Origin of the sequence: Flavobacterium sp. ALJ2 (assembly GCF_015594725.1) — a bacterium.
Taxonomy (GTDB): Bacteria; Bacteroidota; Bacteroidia; order Flavobacteriales; family Flavobacteriaceae; genus Flavobacterium.
The window spans coordinates 288,957-306,088 of the sequence record NZ_JADNRC010000003.1 but is presented as its reverse complement, the minus strand read 5'-3'; the positions used below and the strand labels follow the sequence as shown (position 1 = coordinate 306,088).

Sequence of the window (17,132 nt, the reverse complement as noted above, 5' to 3'; positions counted from 1 at the left end):
TGCAAATTTCTAATTTTATTTTGACATTTCCTCCCCAACTTTTGTGCTTGACCCAAATTTAAGCATAAATAGTAGTTAACCTAAAAAGAAAGAATTCTATATTTCTTACTCTTCTAAATTTAGATTTAAAATAGGCAATATCTATATTTGTTGTGATTGCTTATATTTTATTTTTATCAATTCGCTCAAAAAAAGCATCTTTAAAAGTGGCTCCAATAGGTAATTCTTTAGTGTTAACAAAAACAGATAAGCTGTCGGTAGATTCAATTTGTTTAAAAGCTACTACGTACGATTTATGAATTTGAATGAAATCATTTTGGGGTAAAGATTCAATTATGTTTTTTAAAGAGGAATGTGTTATAATTTGTTGTTTTGCTGTATGAATACAAACATAATTTTGCAGGCTTTCTAAGTAAAGTATATCATTTAAAAGTATCTTTTTAAATTTGTTTTTTCCATCAGTTTTTATAAATACAAATTGAGATGCAGTATTAGTGTTTGTATGTTCCGTTTTGTAATCTGAATTTAATTTTGATACAGCTTGATAAAAACGTTCAAAAGCAATTGGTTTTAATAAATAATCTACTGCATTTAGTTCGTAGCCTTCTAATGCAAAATCAGGGTAAGCGGTTGTAAAAATGATTCTAACATCTTTGGAAATGATTCGGGAAAGTTGTAATCCTGTGAGTTGAGGCATTTGTATATCTAAAAATATTACATCAACCTTATTTAAATTTAGGAACTCTAAAGCTTTTAAGGAATCATTAAAAACACCTATTTCTTCGAGGAAAAATACTTTTTCAATATAGTTTTTTAAAATACGAGTTGCTGGTGGTTCATCATCGACAATAATGCATTTAAATATCATAGTTTATTTTTTAAAGGTATTTTTAAGTAGGTTTTAAAGGTATTGTTTTCTGATGTTTTATTTAATGTGAATTTGTTATCGTAAGTGTATTCTAATCGCTTGATTAGGTTTTTAAAACCAATTCCAGTTGAAGAATAATTTTCGACTTCTACGAAGTGATTAAAGGTAGAAATCTCTAGGAAATCATTATCAATATTTATTAAAATAATGGCTTTTTGATTTATATTGTTCAGTTTTCCATGTTTAAAAACGTTTTCAATAAAATGAATTAAAACAGATGGAAGTATCTTTTCAATAGTACAATCTCCATTTATAGAAAAATCTAAATGAAGCTGATCCTCAAATCTTTTTTGCTGTAAATGGATGTAGTTTTTAATAAATTGAATTTCTTTTGAAAGTAAAGCTTCGTCTTTATCCGTTTCGGTTATTACATAGCGAAGCAAATCAGACAATACTAAAATATCTGAAGCTATTTCATCGTCTTTACCTATTAACTGACTGTAAAATGAATTTAAAGTGTTAAATAGGAAATGCGGACTTACTTGAGATTTTAGCATTTGGAATTCTGCTTTTTTATTCTCTAAGAGCAATTGTTGGTTTTGTTTTTGTGTTTGTTGAAACTGCCAAATTAAAAAGATTAAAGAACTCAAAATTACAGCTGGTAATCCAAAGAAAAAATTATCTCGAATGTAGTATGCTATTTTTCTTGTTGTTTCGGCATAATTATGAATTCCTGTAATTTGAAAAATAATGACTTCCTGTAGAAGATAGCGTACCCCTGCGAAGATTAGTAATGTTATAGGGATGCTTATTAAATACAGGAATATTTTTTTCTTATTCAAAAACCAATTGCAAAAGGTGTAAAAATTTAGAAGATAAACGATGAAAATTGCTCCTATAAAACCCACATTAAATAAAAAATAGATTTTATTGAAAATGAATTCTAATTTTTGGTTGTTTATTCCAAAATCCCATAGGTTAAAGAGCAGAAATAATCCTAAAAAAAGAATGATATGGTAGTAAAACGGAATCTTCAGCTTCATAGTTAGGGATTTGTTATTTCAAAAATACAACTATGACTTTGAAAGATAATTATATTTATACAAAACCTTTATTTCTCAGGATGAACTGCTGAAAATAGTACATGAATATTTTTAAGGATAGATTCGAAACGTTTGTAATCTGAAATTTACTGTTTGTCAAAAAATAAAAATTCTTCTTAAATGCAATTTTATTTTTGTGATGAATTTAAAATAAATCATCATGAAAAAAATCTCTTTGTTGTTTGTCTTTTTAGTTGTATTTAGTAGTTCTTTTGCTCAAACTAAGAAGAAGCAAATCTTATTAATTGGAAGTTTCCATTTTACAAATCCTGGACTAGACGTTGCCAAGGTCAATACTTTTAATGTTATGACAGATAAAAGTCGGAAGGAACTGGTAAATATTACTGATAAAATTGTAGCGTTTGGTCCGAATAAAATTTTTGTAGAATGGAATTATAAGAAACAGGATAAGCTAGATAAGTTTTATGCGAAAAACACAGATAGTTTGCTAAATAATAAGGCTGATGAAATAGTGCAATTAGCACTAAGATCCGCTAAAAAATTGGGGCATAAGAAACTTTTTGCGATAGATTATAATGAGACTTCTTTTCCTTATGATAGTTTATTGAAAGGGATGAAAGAAGGAAATCAGTTGGATTTATTAAAAAGTAATGAAATAGAAATGGTAAACTATGAGAAAACTCAAAATGAAAAAATTTCGAAATACACTTTAACTAAGCTTCTTTTGGATTTGAATTCAAAAGAATCGATCAAGATTGATCAGGAATGGTATATTGGAATAGCTAATAGAGCTGGTAAAGTTGACAATTTTGTGGGTGCCTATTTGGTTTCAGAATGGTATCGAAGAAATCTTTATATGTATTCTTTAATTCAAAAGCTTACAGAAGCTAAGGATGATAAGATAATGGTTTTGTTGGGAGCAAGTCATGCTGCAATAATAAGAGAATTTGTTAAAAATGATCCTAATTTTGAAATAGTAGAGTTGGCTGCGATTTTAAAATTAGACGTAAGTTTAAAGTAAAAAAAAATCCTAAGCATAAGCTTAGGATTTTTTGTATGTAATTGTTTTCTTAGATAATTAAGAAAGTGCAGCTTTAACTTGGTCAGCAGCTTCTTGAAATTCTACAGCTGATAAAATTGGCATACCAGAGTTATCAATTAGTTCTTTTGCAATAGCAGCATTTGTACCTTGTAAACGAACAATGATTGGCACTTTAATAGCGTCTCCCATGTTTTTGTAAGCATCTACAACTCCTTGAGCTACACGGTCACAACGAACGATTCCTCCAAAGATGTTAATCAAGATAGCTTTTACGTTAGGATCTTTTAAGATGATACGGAAAGCAGTTTCAACACGCTTAGCGTCAGCAGTACCACCTACGTCAAGGAAGTTTGCAGGTTCGAAACCAGCATACTTAATTAAATCCATAGTTGCCATTGCTAATCCTGCACCATTTACCATACATCCTACAGTACCGTCAAGATCTACATAGTTTAAACCTACTTCTTTTGCTTCAACTTCGATTGGGTTCTCCTCACGAATATCACGCATTTCAGCATATTTTGGTTGTCTGTATAGTGCATTATCATCGATATTTACCTTAGCATCAACAGCCATGATTTTATTATCAGATGTTTTTAATACTGGGTTGATTTCAAACATAGAAGCATCAGAACCAATATATGCATTGTATAATGAGTCAATGAATTTAACCATTTCTTTAAAAGCATTTCCAGAAAGACCTAAGTTAAAGGCAATTCTTCTTGCTTGAAAACCTTGTAATCCTACAGATGGATCAACTTCTTCTGTAAAAATTAAATGTGGTGTATGTTCAGCAACTTCTTCAATATCCATTCCTCCTTCAGTAGAATACATAATCATGTTACGACCTGTACCTCTATTCAATAAAACAGAAACGTAGAATTCAGAAGTTTCACTTTCGCCAGGATAGTAAACATCTTCAGCAACTAAAATTTTATTTACTTTTTTACCCTCAGCAGAAGTTTGAGGTGTAATCAATTGCATTCCGATGATTTGCTCCGCTATTTCTTCAACTTGTTGTAAGTTTTTAGCCAATTTAACTCCGCCACCTTTTCCACGTCCACCTGCGTGAATTTGTGCTTTAATAACGTGCCATCCTGTACCAGTCTCAGCAGTTAATTGTTTTGCAGCAGCCACAGCTTCAACCGCATTATTAGCCACAATTCCGCGTTGAATGCGTACTCCGTAACTAGCTAAAATTTCTTTTCCTTGATATTCGTGTATGTTCATAATATAGAATTTGTCTGGTTCTGAATTAATTTCAGAATAAAAGTGCCACAAAAATAGCAAAAATGAACTTCAAAAAGAAATCTTTTTGGAATAAAAAGCAAGACTTATTTTACTTTACGATTTCTTTATAATTAATTAGAATTTTAAGTTAAATAAATATGTAAGGAATGTTAATTTAAAGACACTATATCGTTTGAGATTTAACATAAAATAGTATATATTTTTTTGTATAACGAAGGTTTTGTTTCTAAAAATGAAATTTGGATTATGATTTTATCAATTCGGGGTAGTTTAAATAGTGTTATTGATAATTTATAATTGTTATTCTAATATTACTATAAAAATGTAAGGGATATGGATTATTTGGTGCATTATGTTTAATGGAATCTTTATTTTTGTAAAAAAAATATCAAGAATGAAAGTTAAAGAACAAGGGCTATATCTGCCCGAATTTGAACACGACAATTGTGGTGCAGGATTTATTTGTAATTTGAATGGTATTAAGTCTAATGACATCATTCATAAAGCATTGGATATCTTAATAAAATTGGAACATCGTGGTGCAGTTAGTTCTGATGGAAGAACTGGAGACGGTGCTGGAATTTTATTTGATATCCCACATGATTTTTTTAAGAAAGTTTGTGATTTTGAAATCCCTGAAACACGTGAGTATGGAGTAGGAATGGTTTTTTTACCTAAAAGTAAAAACCAAGTTGCATTTTGTATTAATGCATTTGAAACAACCATAAGAGAACAAAACCTGACTGTACTTGGCTGGAGAGACGTCCCAGTTGATGTAAATAGTTTAGGAGAAATTGCGGCAGAAAAAGAACCGACTGTTAAACAGGTTTTTGTTGGTAAAAATGGACAGGAACTAACAGAACAACAATTTAACGCGAAGTTATTTGCAGCACGTAAAATAGCAGAACATGCTGTCAGAAATTCTAAAACTTCTGAGAGTCATATGTTTTATTTTTCTAGTTTATCTACAACAACCATTATTTATAAAGGTTTGTTGATGCCAGAAGATATTAGTGGCTATTTTATCGATTTAAAAGATACCGATTTAGTAACGCGTTTGGCATTAGTACACCAGCGTTTCTCTACAAATACATTCCCTTCTTGGGAGTTGGCTCAGCCATTTAGATACATGTGTCACAATGGAGAAATCAATACGCTTCGTGGTAACATTAGCAGAATGAGAGCTCGTGAAGAATTAATGCAAAGTGATATTTTTGGAGATGATATTAAAAGATTGTTTCCTATTATATTAGAAGGAAAATCAGATTCAGCTTCTATGGATATGGTGGTTGAATTACTGTTAATGACAGGAAGATCGCTACCAGAAGCAATGATGATGGTTGTGCCAGAGGCTTGGGAGAAACATCAAACAATGTCAGAAGATAAAAAAGCATTTTATGAATACAATGCTTGCATCATGGAACCTTGGGATGGACCGGCTTCAATTCCGTTTACTGATGGAAATGTAATTGGTGCCCTACTTGATAGAAATGGATTACGACCTTCTCGTTATACATTAACAAAAAGTGGTTTCGTAATCATGTCATCAGAGATCGGAGTTCTTGATGTTAATCCAGAAGATGTAGTGCAACACGGTCGTTTAGAGCCAGGGAAAATGTTCTTGGTTGATATGAATGCAGGTCGTATTATTGAGGATGAAGAGATTAAAAATGCTATTGTAACAAAACGACCTTATAAAGAATGGCTTAACGAAAATTTGTTGCCATTAGCAAAAGTACCATATACTAATAATCCAACTCCCGTAGAAAGTATTGATTTTGAAACAAGACAACGATTATTTGGTTATACAATCGAAGATTTAAAAACAATAATTAATCCAATGGGGTCTCTGGGTGCAGAAGCGATCAGCTCAATGGGTAATGATACGCCATTAGCAGTTTTGTCTGAGCAACCACAGTTATTATATAATTACTTCAAACAATTATTTGCTCAGGTAACTAATCCGCCTTTGGATGGTATTCGTGAAGAGATCATTACAGATATCAGTTTAGCAGTTGGAGGCGATTTTAATATTTTCGAAATTGAATCAAAACAATGTAAAAAATTAAAAATCCAAAATCCAGTTATCTCTAAAGAGGATTTAGATAAAATTAAAAATATAGATCACGCCGATTTTAAAACAGCAACTATTTCTACTTTATATAAAATAGAAAAAGGAGTAAATGGGTTAGAACGTGCTTTAGAAAAATGTGTTCAGGCAACTTACAAAGCTGTAAACGAAGGACATAATATTATTATTCTTTCAGATAGAGGAGTAAGCAAAGAACTGGCGCCAATACCAATGTTATTGGCTTGTTCTTATGTTCACCATTCATTGAATATTTTACAGGTACGTTCTAAATTCGGGATTATAATCGAATCAGCAGAACCTCGCGAACCACATCATTTTGCTTTATTGTTTGGATATGGCGCTAGTGCTATCAATCCTTATATGGTAAATGAAATTATTCATAATCAGGTTGAGCAAGGTTTTATTACAGGAGTAAAAGCAGATTATGCTATTGCAAATTATAATAAAGCCATTGCTAAAGGGATTCTTAAGATTATGAATAAAATAGGTATCTCTACATTACATTCGTATAGAGCTGCGCAAATTTTTGAAATCTTAGGATTAAATAAAACTTTTTCAACTAAATATTTCCCGTATACACCATCTCGAATTGAAGGAATCGGTTTGATGGAAATTGAAAAAGAAGTTAAGAAAAGATATCAAAAAGCATTTCCAAATTCTAAAATTGCTAATTTATTGCCATTAGAAATTGGAGGAATTTACAGATGGAGAAGGTCAGGAGAAAAACACATGTTTAATCCAACTACAATTGCGAAATTGCAACAAGCAGTTCGTTTAAACAGCCCTGAAAGTTATAAAGAGTACTCTGATATGGTCAATGAGCAAAGCTCAAACCTTATGACAATTAGAGGTTTATTTGAATTTAATAATTTGGATCCAATTTCTATTGATGAAGTAGAACCTTGGACAGAAATTGTAAAAAAATTCAAAACTGGAGCAATGTCTTATGGATCTATTAGTAGTGAAGCACATGAGAATTTGGCAATTGCTATGAATAGAATTGGAGGAAAAAGTAATTCAGGAGAAGGTGGAGAAGATCCAAAACGTTTCCAGAAAGAAATTAACGGAGATTCTAGAAATAGTGCTATCAAGCAAGTAGCGTCAGGAAGATTTGGTGTTTCAATCAATTACCTGACAAATGCTAAAGAGATTCAAATTAAAATGGCTCAAGGTGCAAAACCTGGAGAGGGAGGGCAATTACCGGGTGAGAAAGTAGTGCCTTGGATTGCAGAAACAAGAAATTCAACACCTTATGTAGGACTTATTTCTCCACCACCTCACCACGATATTTATTCTATTGAAGATTTATCTCAATTGATTTTTGATTTAAAAAATGCTAATCGTGAAGCACGTGTAAACGTAAAATTAGTTTCAGAAGTTGGAGTTGGAACAATTGCTGCTGGTGTTGCTAAAGCAAAAGCCGATGTGATTTTGATTTCTGGTTATGACGGAGGAACTGGTGCTGCACCATTAACATCTTTGCAACATACAGGTATTCCTTGGGAACTTGGTTTGGCCGAAGCACAACAAACTTTAATCTTAAATGATTTAAGAAGTCGTGTAGTTTTAGAGTGTGATGGTCAATTAAAAACAGGTCGTGACGTAGCTATTGCAGCTTTATTGGGAGCTGAAGAATTTGGTTTTGCGACAGCACCACTTGTAGCTTCTGGATGTATCATGATGAGAGCTTGTCACTTAAATACATGTCCAGTTGGTATTGCTACACAGGATCCAGAATTAAGAAAAAATTTCAAAGGAACACCAGAGCATGTAATTAACTTCATGTATTTTATTGCCGAAGAGTTAAGAGAAATCATGGCACAATTAGGATTTAGAACGTTGAAAGAAATGGTGGGTCAATCACAAAAATTAAATGTGAACAAAGCTATCAAGCATTATAAAGCAAATGGATTAGACTTGTCTTCGATTCTTTACAAACCTGAGAAAGCAAAAACGGTTCCGAATCACAATACAACTACACAAGATCACGCATTAGAAAACGTATTGGATTTTGCAATTATAAAAGAAGCAATACCATCTATTTATAGAAAAGAGAAAACAAGAGTTACTTTTAAAATCAAGAATACAGACCGTTCAGTAGGTGCAATTTTAAGTAATGAAATCTCTAAAATATATGGTGCACAAGGATTACCAGAAGATACTATATTAGTTGATTTCGAAGGTTCTGCAGGACAAAGTTTTGGAGCATTTGCTACTAATGGATTGTCATTTAAAATTCACGGAAACTGTAATGATTATTTAGGAAAAGGACTTTCTGGAGGAAAACTGATTATTAAAGTTCCGCCAACTGCCACATTCAAGCCTGAGGAGAATATTATTATTGGTAACGTTGCTCTTTATGGAGCTATTACTGGTGAAGCATACATTAATGGTATGGCCGGAGAACGTTTCTGTGTAAGGAATTCTGGAGCAACAGCAGTTGTGGAAGGAATTGGAGATCACGGTTGCGAATACATGACTGGAGGAACTGTAGTTATTTTGGGTAAAACCGGAAGAAATTTTGCGGCTGGTATGAGCGGTGGTGTTGCTTACGTTTACGACAAGAATAAAAAATTCGATTCTACTTTATGTAATATGGAAATGGTTGCATTCGACCCAATGGAAGAAGAAGATGTTATTAAGTTAAGACGTTTGATAAAAAACCACTCGTTGTATACAAATAGCCCATTAGCAAAAAGACTTTTGGCAGACTGGGAAAACGAACAGGAACATTTCATCAAAGTAATGCCAACAGATTATAAAAAGGCATTACAAAGAATAGCTGAAGAAAAGAAAATAGAAGAACTAATAGCAGATTAAATGATTTTAGAATTTAGAATTTAGAGTTCAGATTATTAAAATTTTAACCTCAAAGCTTTGTGAACTTTGCGTTTCTCAAGGAAATAAAAAAGCCTTGTGCACTTTGCGGTTAAAAATTTGGAACTTAAAAAATCAGAATTTATCATTTGAAATTTAATAGAAAAGTCATGGGTAAAATAGGTGGATTTAAAGAATATAATAGAGCAGACGAAAGTAATATTGCTGTTAAGGAACGTGTGTCAAACTATAATGAGTTTACGATAACCTTAGAAAAAGATAAGATTAAAGAACAAGGTTCAAGATGTATGGATTGCGGTATTCCGTTTTGCCACAGTGCTTGTCCGTTAGGGAATTTAATCCCGGACTTTAACGACATGGTACATCAGGAAGAGTGGGAGAGTGCATTAAAAATTTTGCAATCAACAAATAACTTTCCAGAATTTACAGGTCGATTATGTCCAGCACCATGTGAGAAATCATGTGTGTTAGGAATTATCAAAGAACCTGTTGCGATTGAAAATATTGAAAAAAATATTATCGAAAGAGGTTTTGCTGAAGGTTGGATTAAACCACAACCTCCAAAAAAGAGAACAGGAAAAACAGTGGCGGTTATTGGTTCAGGTCCTGCAGGTTTAGCAGCGGCACAACAATTAAACAGAGCTGGGCATACAGTTACAGTTTTTGAAAGAGACAATGCAATTGGTGGATTATTGCGTTATGGGATTCCTAATTTTAAATTAGAAAAAGGAATTATCGACAGACGTGTAGTAATATTAGAAGCCGAAGGAATTGTTTTTAAAACCAATGTAAATGTTGGAGTTAATTACAGCATCGACGAACTAAATGCATTCGACTCAATTGTTTTATGTGGAGGAGCTACCGAAAGAAGAAGCTTGCCAACAAAAGGAATCGAAAGTAAAGGAGTTGTTCAGGCAATGGATTTCTTAACACAACAAACAAAAGTTTTATTTGGTGAAGAAATTCCTAATCAAATAAAAGCAACTGGTAAAGATGTAATTGTTATTGGAGGTGGAGATACAGGATCAGATTGTATCGGGACTTCTAACAGACATGGAGCAAAATCGGTTACTAATTTTGAGATTTTACCTAAACCACCAGTTGGAAGAAGCGAAACTACACCTTGGCCATTTTGGCCGTTGCAACTTAAAACATCATCATCTCATGAAGAAGGTTGTGACAGAAACTGGTTAATTAATACCAAAGAGTTTCTTGCAAACGAAAAAGGAGAATTAGTAGGTTTGAAAACTGTTGAAGTAGCTTGGAAAATGACAGCAGGACAACGACCAGAACTTATAGAAAAAGAAGGTTCAGAGAAAATTTGGCCATGTGATCTTGCATTATTAGCGCTTGGATTTACAGGACCAGAAAAAACATTAAGCGATCAATTAGGGTTACAGTTGGATATGAGAAGCAATTACAAAGCGACAAATTATCAAACAAATGTTCCCCATATTTTTACAGCTGGTGATATGCGCAGAGGACAATCCTTAATTGTTTGGGCAATCTCCGAAGGTCGTGAGGCTGCAAGAGAAGTAGATTTATATTTAATGGGATCTACAAATTTACCAACAAAAGGAAGCGGAGACTTGCCAAGTCTATAAACCAACAAACAACACAACAATAAAACCCCTAAATATTATTTATTCAGGGGTTTTTACTATTTTTATATAAATTTAAAATAACGTATAATTTGTTTGATTTTAAACAAATTGTTATAATTTGTTATTATTTTACATTTTATTGGTGGGTATACAAAAGAGTAATAAATTTGTCAAAAATAGTTTAACAATGCAATCAAAAGATTTACTGCAATTAGCAGACCAATTTGGAAGTCCATTATATGTGTATGATGCTGAAAAAATCCAATCACAATACAACAGGTTAACTAAAGCGTTCTCTAAAGTAGAACATCTTAGAATTAACTATGCCATGAAGGCTTTGTCGAATGTTGCCATACTTCAGTTGTTAAAGGATATGGGGTCTGGGTTAGACACAGTATCTATTCAGGAAGTATTATTAGGACTTCATGCTGGATATGAGCCTGAAAGAATTTTTTATACACCAAATGGAGTTTCTTTAGAAGAAATTGAAGAAGTGGCTGCAATGGGTGTGCAAATAAACATCGACAATTTATCTATTCTGGAGCAATTCGGAACTAAATATCCAAATACACCAGTTTGTATTCGTATTAATCCGCATGTAATGGCAGGAGGAAATGCAAATATTTCTGTAGGACATATTGATAGTAAATTCGGAATTTCGGTACATCAAATACCGCATTTATTGCGAATTGTTGAAAATACAAAAATGAGCATTGTGGGAATTCACATGCACACAGGATCTGATATTTTGGATATCGAAGTATTCTTGTATGCTGCAGAAATCTTATTCGATACAGCTAAAAACTTCAAAAATTTAGAGTTTTTGGATTTTGGAAGTGGTTTTAAAGTGCCGTACAAAAAAGATGATATCGAAACGGATATTGAAGAATTAGGTAAGAAATTATCAAAAAGATTCAATTCTTTCTGTGCAGAATATGGTAAAGATTTAACCTTGATTTTCGAACCAGGTAAATTTTTAGTGAGTGAAGCAGGATTCTTTTTAGCAAAAGTAAATGTTGTAAAACAAACAACATCAACTGTTTTTGCTGGAATCGATAGTGGTTTTAATCACTTAATTCGTCCAATGTTATATGGTTCTTCTCACCATATCGAAAACATCTCAAATCCAAAAGGAAAAGAGCGTTTTTATTCAGTAGTAGGATACATTTGCGAAACAGATACGTTTGCTAACAACCGTAGAATTGCACAAATTACCGAAGGTGATATTTTATCTTTCAGAAATGCAGGTGCATATTGTTTCTCAATGGCTTCAAACTACAATTCAAGATACAAACCAGCCGAAGTTTTATGGATGAAAGGTCAAGGAATATTAATTCGTCAAGCCGAAACATTCGAAGATCTTCTTAAAAATCAAATTCCGTTGCCACAAGAAGTTGCGGCAGCAGTTTAAAATAAAAAAAATGTCAATTATAGAAATCCCATTCCCGAAAGGTGAATGGGATTTTTTTGTTTTATATTGTCTCCAACTGTCAGGCAGAGCGGAGTCGAAGCCTCAGTGCAATTATGTCTTTACAGAAAAGACATAATTGGCGTGTAATCTTTAGTCAATCAGTTTAATTCCGAAACTCACTGAACTCATCTAAAAATAAATGTATTGTGAAGTAATCCTTCATGCGTAATAGAAAACTAATTAATGATTTATGGGTATTATTTTATATTTTAGCAAAAACCACTTAACCATGTATAAAAATTGTTATGTAAGTAATGTTTAGTCACAAAAGTTTGGTGCTTCTATTAAACACATGAAATTATGATAGAAAAATTTAAAGAGTTTAACATAAGTGAAGACGAAATTGAAAAATTGAAAAATTTTAGATCAAGGGATGGTTTTGCAATAATAGACGGTAATGAGTTTAACAAAATGCAAAACTACTTTGAACAATTTGTAGTCTATAAAAACATTGTTCCTATATTAACTGATAATAGTTCAAATTATTGGTGCTTGTATGTTGATGGAGCACTGAAAGGAATGGTTTGCTACTTGAGTCATGATGAATTAAATTTAGAACCAAAATTCAGGAATATTTCAAATCTTATTGATGTAATTGATAATAATCCTGACGTATTTGATTTTGATGGTTTTGGCGAAAATGTTTTTGAGTTCCCAACAACAAAAAAGATAGTTCAATTCAGCGAGCGAAGTGAGATTATTGTACAACTTTTAGCCGAATTAAAAATAGAAAAAGATGAGGATTGTATGCAACAATTAGCATTTTCAATTATGGCTTTAAGTTCGAATAATGAAATTGAAGCGACTATTTACCCGTTTGTAGATGATGAAGATATGTACGTACAAGAGCGAGCAATAGAACTTTTAGGGTTTCACAAATACAAACCCGCAAGAGAAAGATTAATAGAGTTAAAGACAAGAGCAATGCCAAATGGGAAATATGCAGCCAAACTTGCATTGGCAAAAATTAACTCTAATAATTCATCAATTGATTTAGAAAATTAATCCATAAAGGAAAGTCGGATTTTAAAATTTTAAAAGGAAATAGTAATGAAAGAGTTTACGGGTAAAAATGACAATTTATTGACGTCATTTTTGTTTCAAAGAAGACTTTGATAAGTGGGCATGAAGATTAGCGAATTAAATAAAAAATGAAACAATGAAATTCAGTTTTAAAAAATCTCATATCTTTATTTTTCTCTTGATATTTTGTTTTATAAAAATAAAGGCACAAGAAAGATACTTAGATAAAAACAATAATAAGTGGGGAATAATAGATCCAAAAGGCAATAAAATTACATCAGGACTATATGATAGAATTTATCCTTTTCAAAAAAATGGATTGGCTCAATTTGTTCTTAGTAATAAATTTGGAGTGATAAACTCCGTAGGTGAAGTAATAGTTTCAAATAAGTACGATATAATTTATAATTTTCAAGATGGAGGTATTGCTATCTTTATAATTGGTGATAAATGGGGGATTTTAAATGCTAATGGAGTAGAAATTGTTGAACCTAAATATGATAAAATATATCCTTTTAATGCTGGAATAGCAGGAGTTGATCGTGCTAAAAAATGGGGATTTATAGACATGACAGGAAAAGAAGTTATCTCTCCGAAATATGATGGACTTACACCGTTTAAAAATGGATTTGCAATTGCAATGATGGTAGATTGTGATAAGATTAGTTTTGGGGTTCTTAATTTAAAAGGAGAAGAGAGTATTCCTTTAAAATATGATGATGTTTTTGATTTAACTGAAGGTCTGTTTTCTGTAGGAGTAAACCAAAAAAGAGGTGTTATTAGTTTGACTGGAAAGAAAATTACACCTATTAAATATGATTATATTAACGAATTTAAAAATGGATTTGCTATTGTTGGTATAGATGAGAAACAAGGAATAATAAATAGCAAAGGGGAAGAAGTTATTCTGCCCATTTATGATGAAATTATTGCTTCTTCTATTGAAAGCTTTTTTACTCTTAAATTAAATAACAAAAAGGGAGTTTTTAATGGAAAATCAAATATAATTATTTTGCCAAAATATGATTATTTGTCTGATTTCATAAATAATTTTGCTACAATAGAGTTAGAAAAAAAATGGGGATTTATAGACATGACAGGAAAAGAAGTTATTTTTCCAAAATATGATTCAGTAGACTTTTTTTATAACGGAAAAGCGCAAGTTAGGCTAAATGGAGATAGTTTCAATATTAATACAGAAGGAGAACGCGTTCCATAATTGAATTCTTTTTATATTTTGGCTAGTTATAAAACTAGAAGTTTATTAGACTAAACATAGTTTCACAATGAAAATACAAAAAATAGAAACATGAAAATTAGGACTTTAATAGTTGGGACACTCATTTTTATCTCTTGTAAAAAAGAAGAAAAACTACAAAAAGAAACCATAAAATAAAATTATTGAATAACGGAATATTTATTCATGTTGAAGAAAGTTGCGGCGGTGGAGTAATTTATTTAAAGGACGGAAAATACGAATGAATTCAACAAGAGTAAAATTTTAATATATTTTGTGAAGTTTACATACTTATTGGCGACAACAATGAGGCATAATAAAAAATAAAAGAATAGTTGGAACGAGTGAGAAGTCGAGAGACTTCGTACAGCAGATGTAATTTATTTGAAGAACGGAAAATAGGGATTGATTCAGCAAGAGTAAATTAGAAGAAGTCGGGAGCCTTCTCCAGTATGATGATTTATAAAAAAAGGCATGTCAATTTTAAAAATCTCATTCCTTTTATATTTTATGTACAAACTTGTCATTTCGACGTAAGGAGAAACGACAAGTTTGTGGATATTGGGACTTGAAATTTAATGTTTTGGTCGTCTCTACACTGAAAAGTCTCCCGACTTAGTAGCGACAACAGTAGTTAAAATAAAAATTAAAATATATGAGAAATAGGATTCGGGAATCTCTTATAGAGTAAATTTGACAATCCATGCCTGCAAACAAATTTTTAACCATCATTTATCAAACTTAAATTAATCAAAGCTTCATTTTTAATTTGTATTTTCGGCAAACTAAAAAATTAAAAAATGAAATTACAAATCCGTATTCTTGCCTATTCAATATTATTCTTTACCTATAGCTTTTCAACTTCATATTTACTGGCATTGGGCGAAAAATTAAAAGATCATAGATTTATAACTTTAGGTTGTGGTTTTCTTCTTATCAATCTAATTTTTTCTTTTTTTGTATTAAAATGGAAACCGATATTAAATATAGTGTACTCTGCTATAATTGCATTTTTAGCTTTATACGTAGCATTGAAATTTGGAGATTTGCATCTATTTCCAAAATATGATGCTTATGGGGTTAAAACTGCATTAATGACGAATGCTGTTTTATCTATATTGTTTTGGGAAGCTGCTTATCAAATAAAAAGTAGAAAAGAATTAAAATAGAAACTATATGTTAGGCGCCCGGACTAGGGTTATATTCATCTTTACAATACATAGTTTTACAAAACAAACATTATCTTGTTCTCAATCCTAATACGTAAAGATACGTATAGTTATGCGTTTCCATTTTTATGTCAGTTAGAGTGTATTAGCAAGATAAATTTAGTTGAAAGTTTTAGCTTCTTAAATTTAAAATCGAGTTACTACTTATCTGAATCAATCTAAAACTGATATATTTGCATTTTAAAATTTATAAAATGAAAAAGATTACTCTACTTTTTTCAATATTGTTCTTAGCACTTTCTTCATGTGGTGTAAAAAGCACTCAGTCAATGCTAAGTGATGGTAATTATGATGGAGCTATTGATCGTGCGGTTGAAGGATTAAGAACTAAAAAAGATTCTAAGGGCAAACAAGATTATGTTTACTTGTTGGAAGAAGCTTTTGCTAAAGCCAAAGCCAGAGATTTACGCAGTCTAGACTTGATGGCGAAAGAGGCTAATCCAGCTAACATTGAGCGTGTTTACAATACGTACATGCAATTAAATAATCGTCAGGAAAAAATAAGACCATTGTTGCCATTGCAGTTAATGAAACAAGGTAAGAATGCCTATTTTCCGTTTGACAATTATTCTTCGCAAATTGTAAGTAGCAAAAATGCATTGTCAAAATATTTATATGAAAATGCTTCGGCACTTTTAAAATCCAAAAACAAGCTTGATTTTAGAAAGGCATACGATGATTTTGCTTATCTGGAAAGTATCAATCCGGGATATAAAAACACAAAAAAATTAATGGATGAAGCCCTTTTTAAAGGTACCGATTTTGTTGATGTTTATGCTAAGAACGAAACGAATATGGTTATTCCGAAACAGCTTCAAAATGATTTATTAGATTTTAGCACGTACGGATTAAATGATAAATGGACGGTTTACCATAGTGTTAGGCAAAAGAGTGTTGTTTACGACTATAGTTTAATTTTGAATTTTAGAGAGATATTTATTTCGCCAGAGCAAATTAAAGAAAAAGAGTTTATTAAAGAAAGGCAGGTGAAAGATGGAGTGAGAACTCTTTTGGATGGTAGAGGAAAGCCTGTTAAAGACAGTTTAGGACGGGAGATAAAGGTTGATAATTACAGAACGCTTCGAGCTAATGTATATGAGTTCAGACAATTTAAATCTTGTCAGGTAACCGCAAAGGTAGATTACGTTGATTTAAAGACAAATCAGTTAATGCAATCGTTTCCTGTAACTAGCGAATTCATCTTTGATTATGTTTATGCTACTTACAAAGGGGATAAGAGTGCTTGCGAGGATAGTTATATGAGTTATTTTAATAAACGTGCTGTGCCATTCCCTAATAACGAACAAATGGTTTATGACACTGGCGAAGATTTAAAAGCCAAGCTTAAAGACATTATTGTAAGAAATAGATTTAGAGGATAAACTCAATATTTAGATAATTAAAAAAGGCTGT

Annotated in this window: 11 protein-coding genes; 8 read left to right on the top strand and 3 right to left on the bottom strand. The window is 31.7% G+C overall.

Translation table 11 applies throughout. From position 1 onward, the window contains the following. Positions 1 to 160 precede the first annotated feature (160 nt). The gene (locus IUY40_RS05570) at positions 161 to 868 is read right to left on the bottom strand and encodes a LytTR family DNA-binding domain-containing protein (RefSeq protein WP_195735874.1); all 708 of its coding nucleotides are present in this window, start codon (positions 866 to 868) and stop codon (positions 161 to 163) included. Then, a complete protein-coding gene (locus IUY40_RS05565; RefSeq protein WP_229335381.1) occupies positions 865 to 1,710 on the bottom strand; it encodes a sensor histidine kinase in 846 nt (281 codons plus the stop codon). Before IUY40_RS05565 ends, IUY40_RS05570 begins: the two co-directional genes overlap by 4 nt. Positions 1,711 to 2,131: 421 nt before the next feature. Between IUY40_RS05565 and IUY40_RS05560 the strand changes: the two genes are divergently transcribed. Then, positions 2,132 to 2,953 carry a DUF5694 domain-containing protein gene (locus IUY40_RS05560; protein WP_195735872.1) on the top strand — a complete coding sequence of 274 codons (822 nt, stop codon included), beginning with the start codon at positions 2,132 to 2,134 and terminating at the stop codon, positions 2,951 to 2,953. A 57-nt stretch (positions 2,954 to 3,010) separates the two neighbouring features. Here the strand turns inward: IUY40_RS05560 and sucC are convergent, their stop codons facing one another. Next, complete coding sequence (sucC, locus tag IUY40_RS05555) at positions 3,011 to 4,204, bottom strand: ADP-forming succinate--CoA ligase subunit beta (protein ID WP_195735871.1); 1,194 nt, start codon at positions 4,202 to 4,204, stop codon at positions 3,011 to 3,013. Between the two features lie 415 nt (positions 4,205 to 4,619). Here sucC and gltB point away from each other — a divergent pair, with 415 nt between their 5' ends. The 7 genes from gltB to IUY40_RS05520 all read left to right on the top strand — a co-directional run bounded on the left by gltB (position 4,620) and on the right by IUY40_RS05520 (position 17,101). Then, a complete protein-coding gene (gltB, locus tag IUY40_RS05550; RefSeq protein ID WP_195735870.1) occupies positions 4,620 to 9,137 on the top strand; it encodes a glutamate synthase large subunit in 4,518 nt (1,505 codons plus the stop codon). A gap of 167 nt (positions 9,138 to 9,304) precedes the next feature. Then, positions 9,305 to 10,759 (top strand): glutamate synthase subunit beta, encoded by a 1,455-nt coding sequence (locus tag IUY40_RS05545; protein ID WP_195735869.1) that lies wholly within the window; start codon positions 9,305 to 9,307, stop codon positions 10,757 to 10,759. 187 nt (positions 10,760 to 10,946) lie between these two features. Further along, positions 10,947 to 12,170 carry a diaminopimelate decarboxylase gene (gene lysA, locus IUY40_RS05540; protein ID WP_195735868.1) on the top strand — a complete coding sequence of 408 codons (1,224 nt, stop codon included), beginning with the start codon at positions 10,947 to 10,949 and terminating at the stop codon, positions 12,168 to 12,170. 360 nt (positions 12,171 to 12,530) lie between these two features. Further along, complete coding sequence (locus tag IUY40_RS05535) at positions 12,531 to 13,235, top strand: hypothetical protein (RefSeq protein WP_195735867.1); 705 nt, start codon at positions 12,531 to 12,533, stop codon at positions 13,233 to 13,235. Positions 13,236 to 13,389: 154 nt separating this feature from the next. Then, positions 13,390 to 14,472, top strand: coding sequence for a WG repeat-containing protein (locus IUY40_RS05530; RefSeq protein WP_195735866.1), 1,083 nt, complete (start codon positions 13,390 to 13,392; stop codon positions 14,470 to 14,472). An 818-nt stretch (positions 14,473 to 15,290) separates the two neighbouring features. Further along, positions 15,291 to 15,659: a hypothetical protein gene (locus IUY40_RS05525; RefSeq protein ID WP_195735865.1), complete on the top strand. Its 369-nt coding sequence runs from the start codon at positions 15,291 to 15,293 to the stop codon at positions 15,657 to 15,659. Positions 15,660 to 15,913: 254 nt separating this feature from the next. After that, complete coding sequence (locus IUY40_RS05520; protein ID WP_195735864.1) at positions 15,914 to 17,101, top strand: hypothetical protein; 1,188 nt, start codon at positions 15,914 to 15,916, stop codon at positions 17,099 to 17,101. Positions 17,102 to 17,132 lie beyond the last annotated feature (31 nt).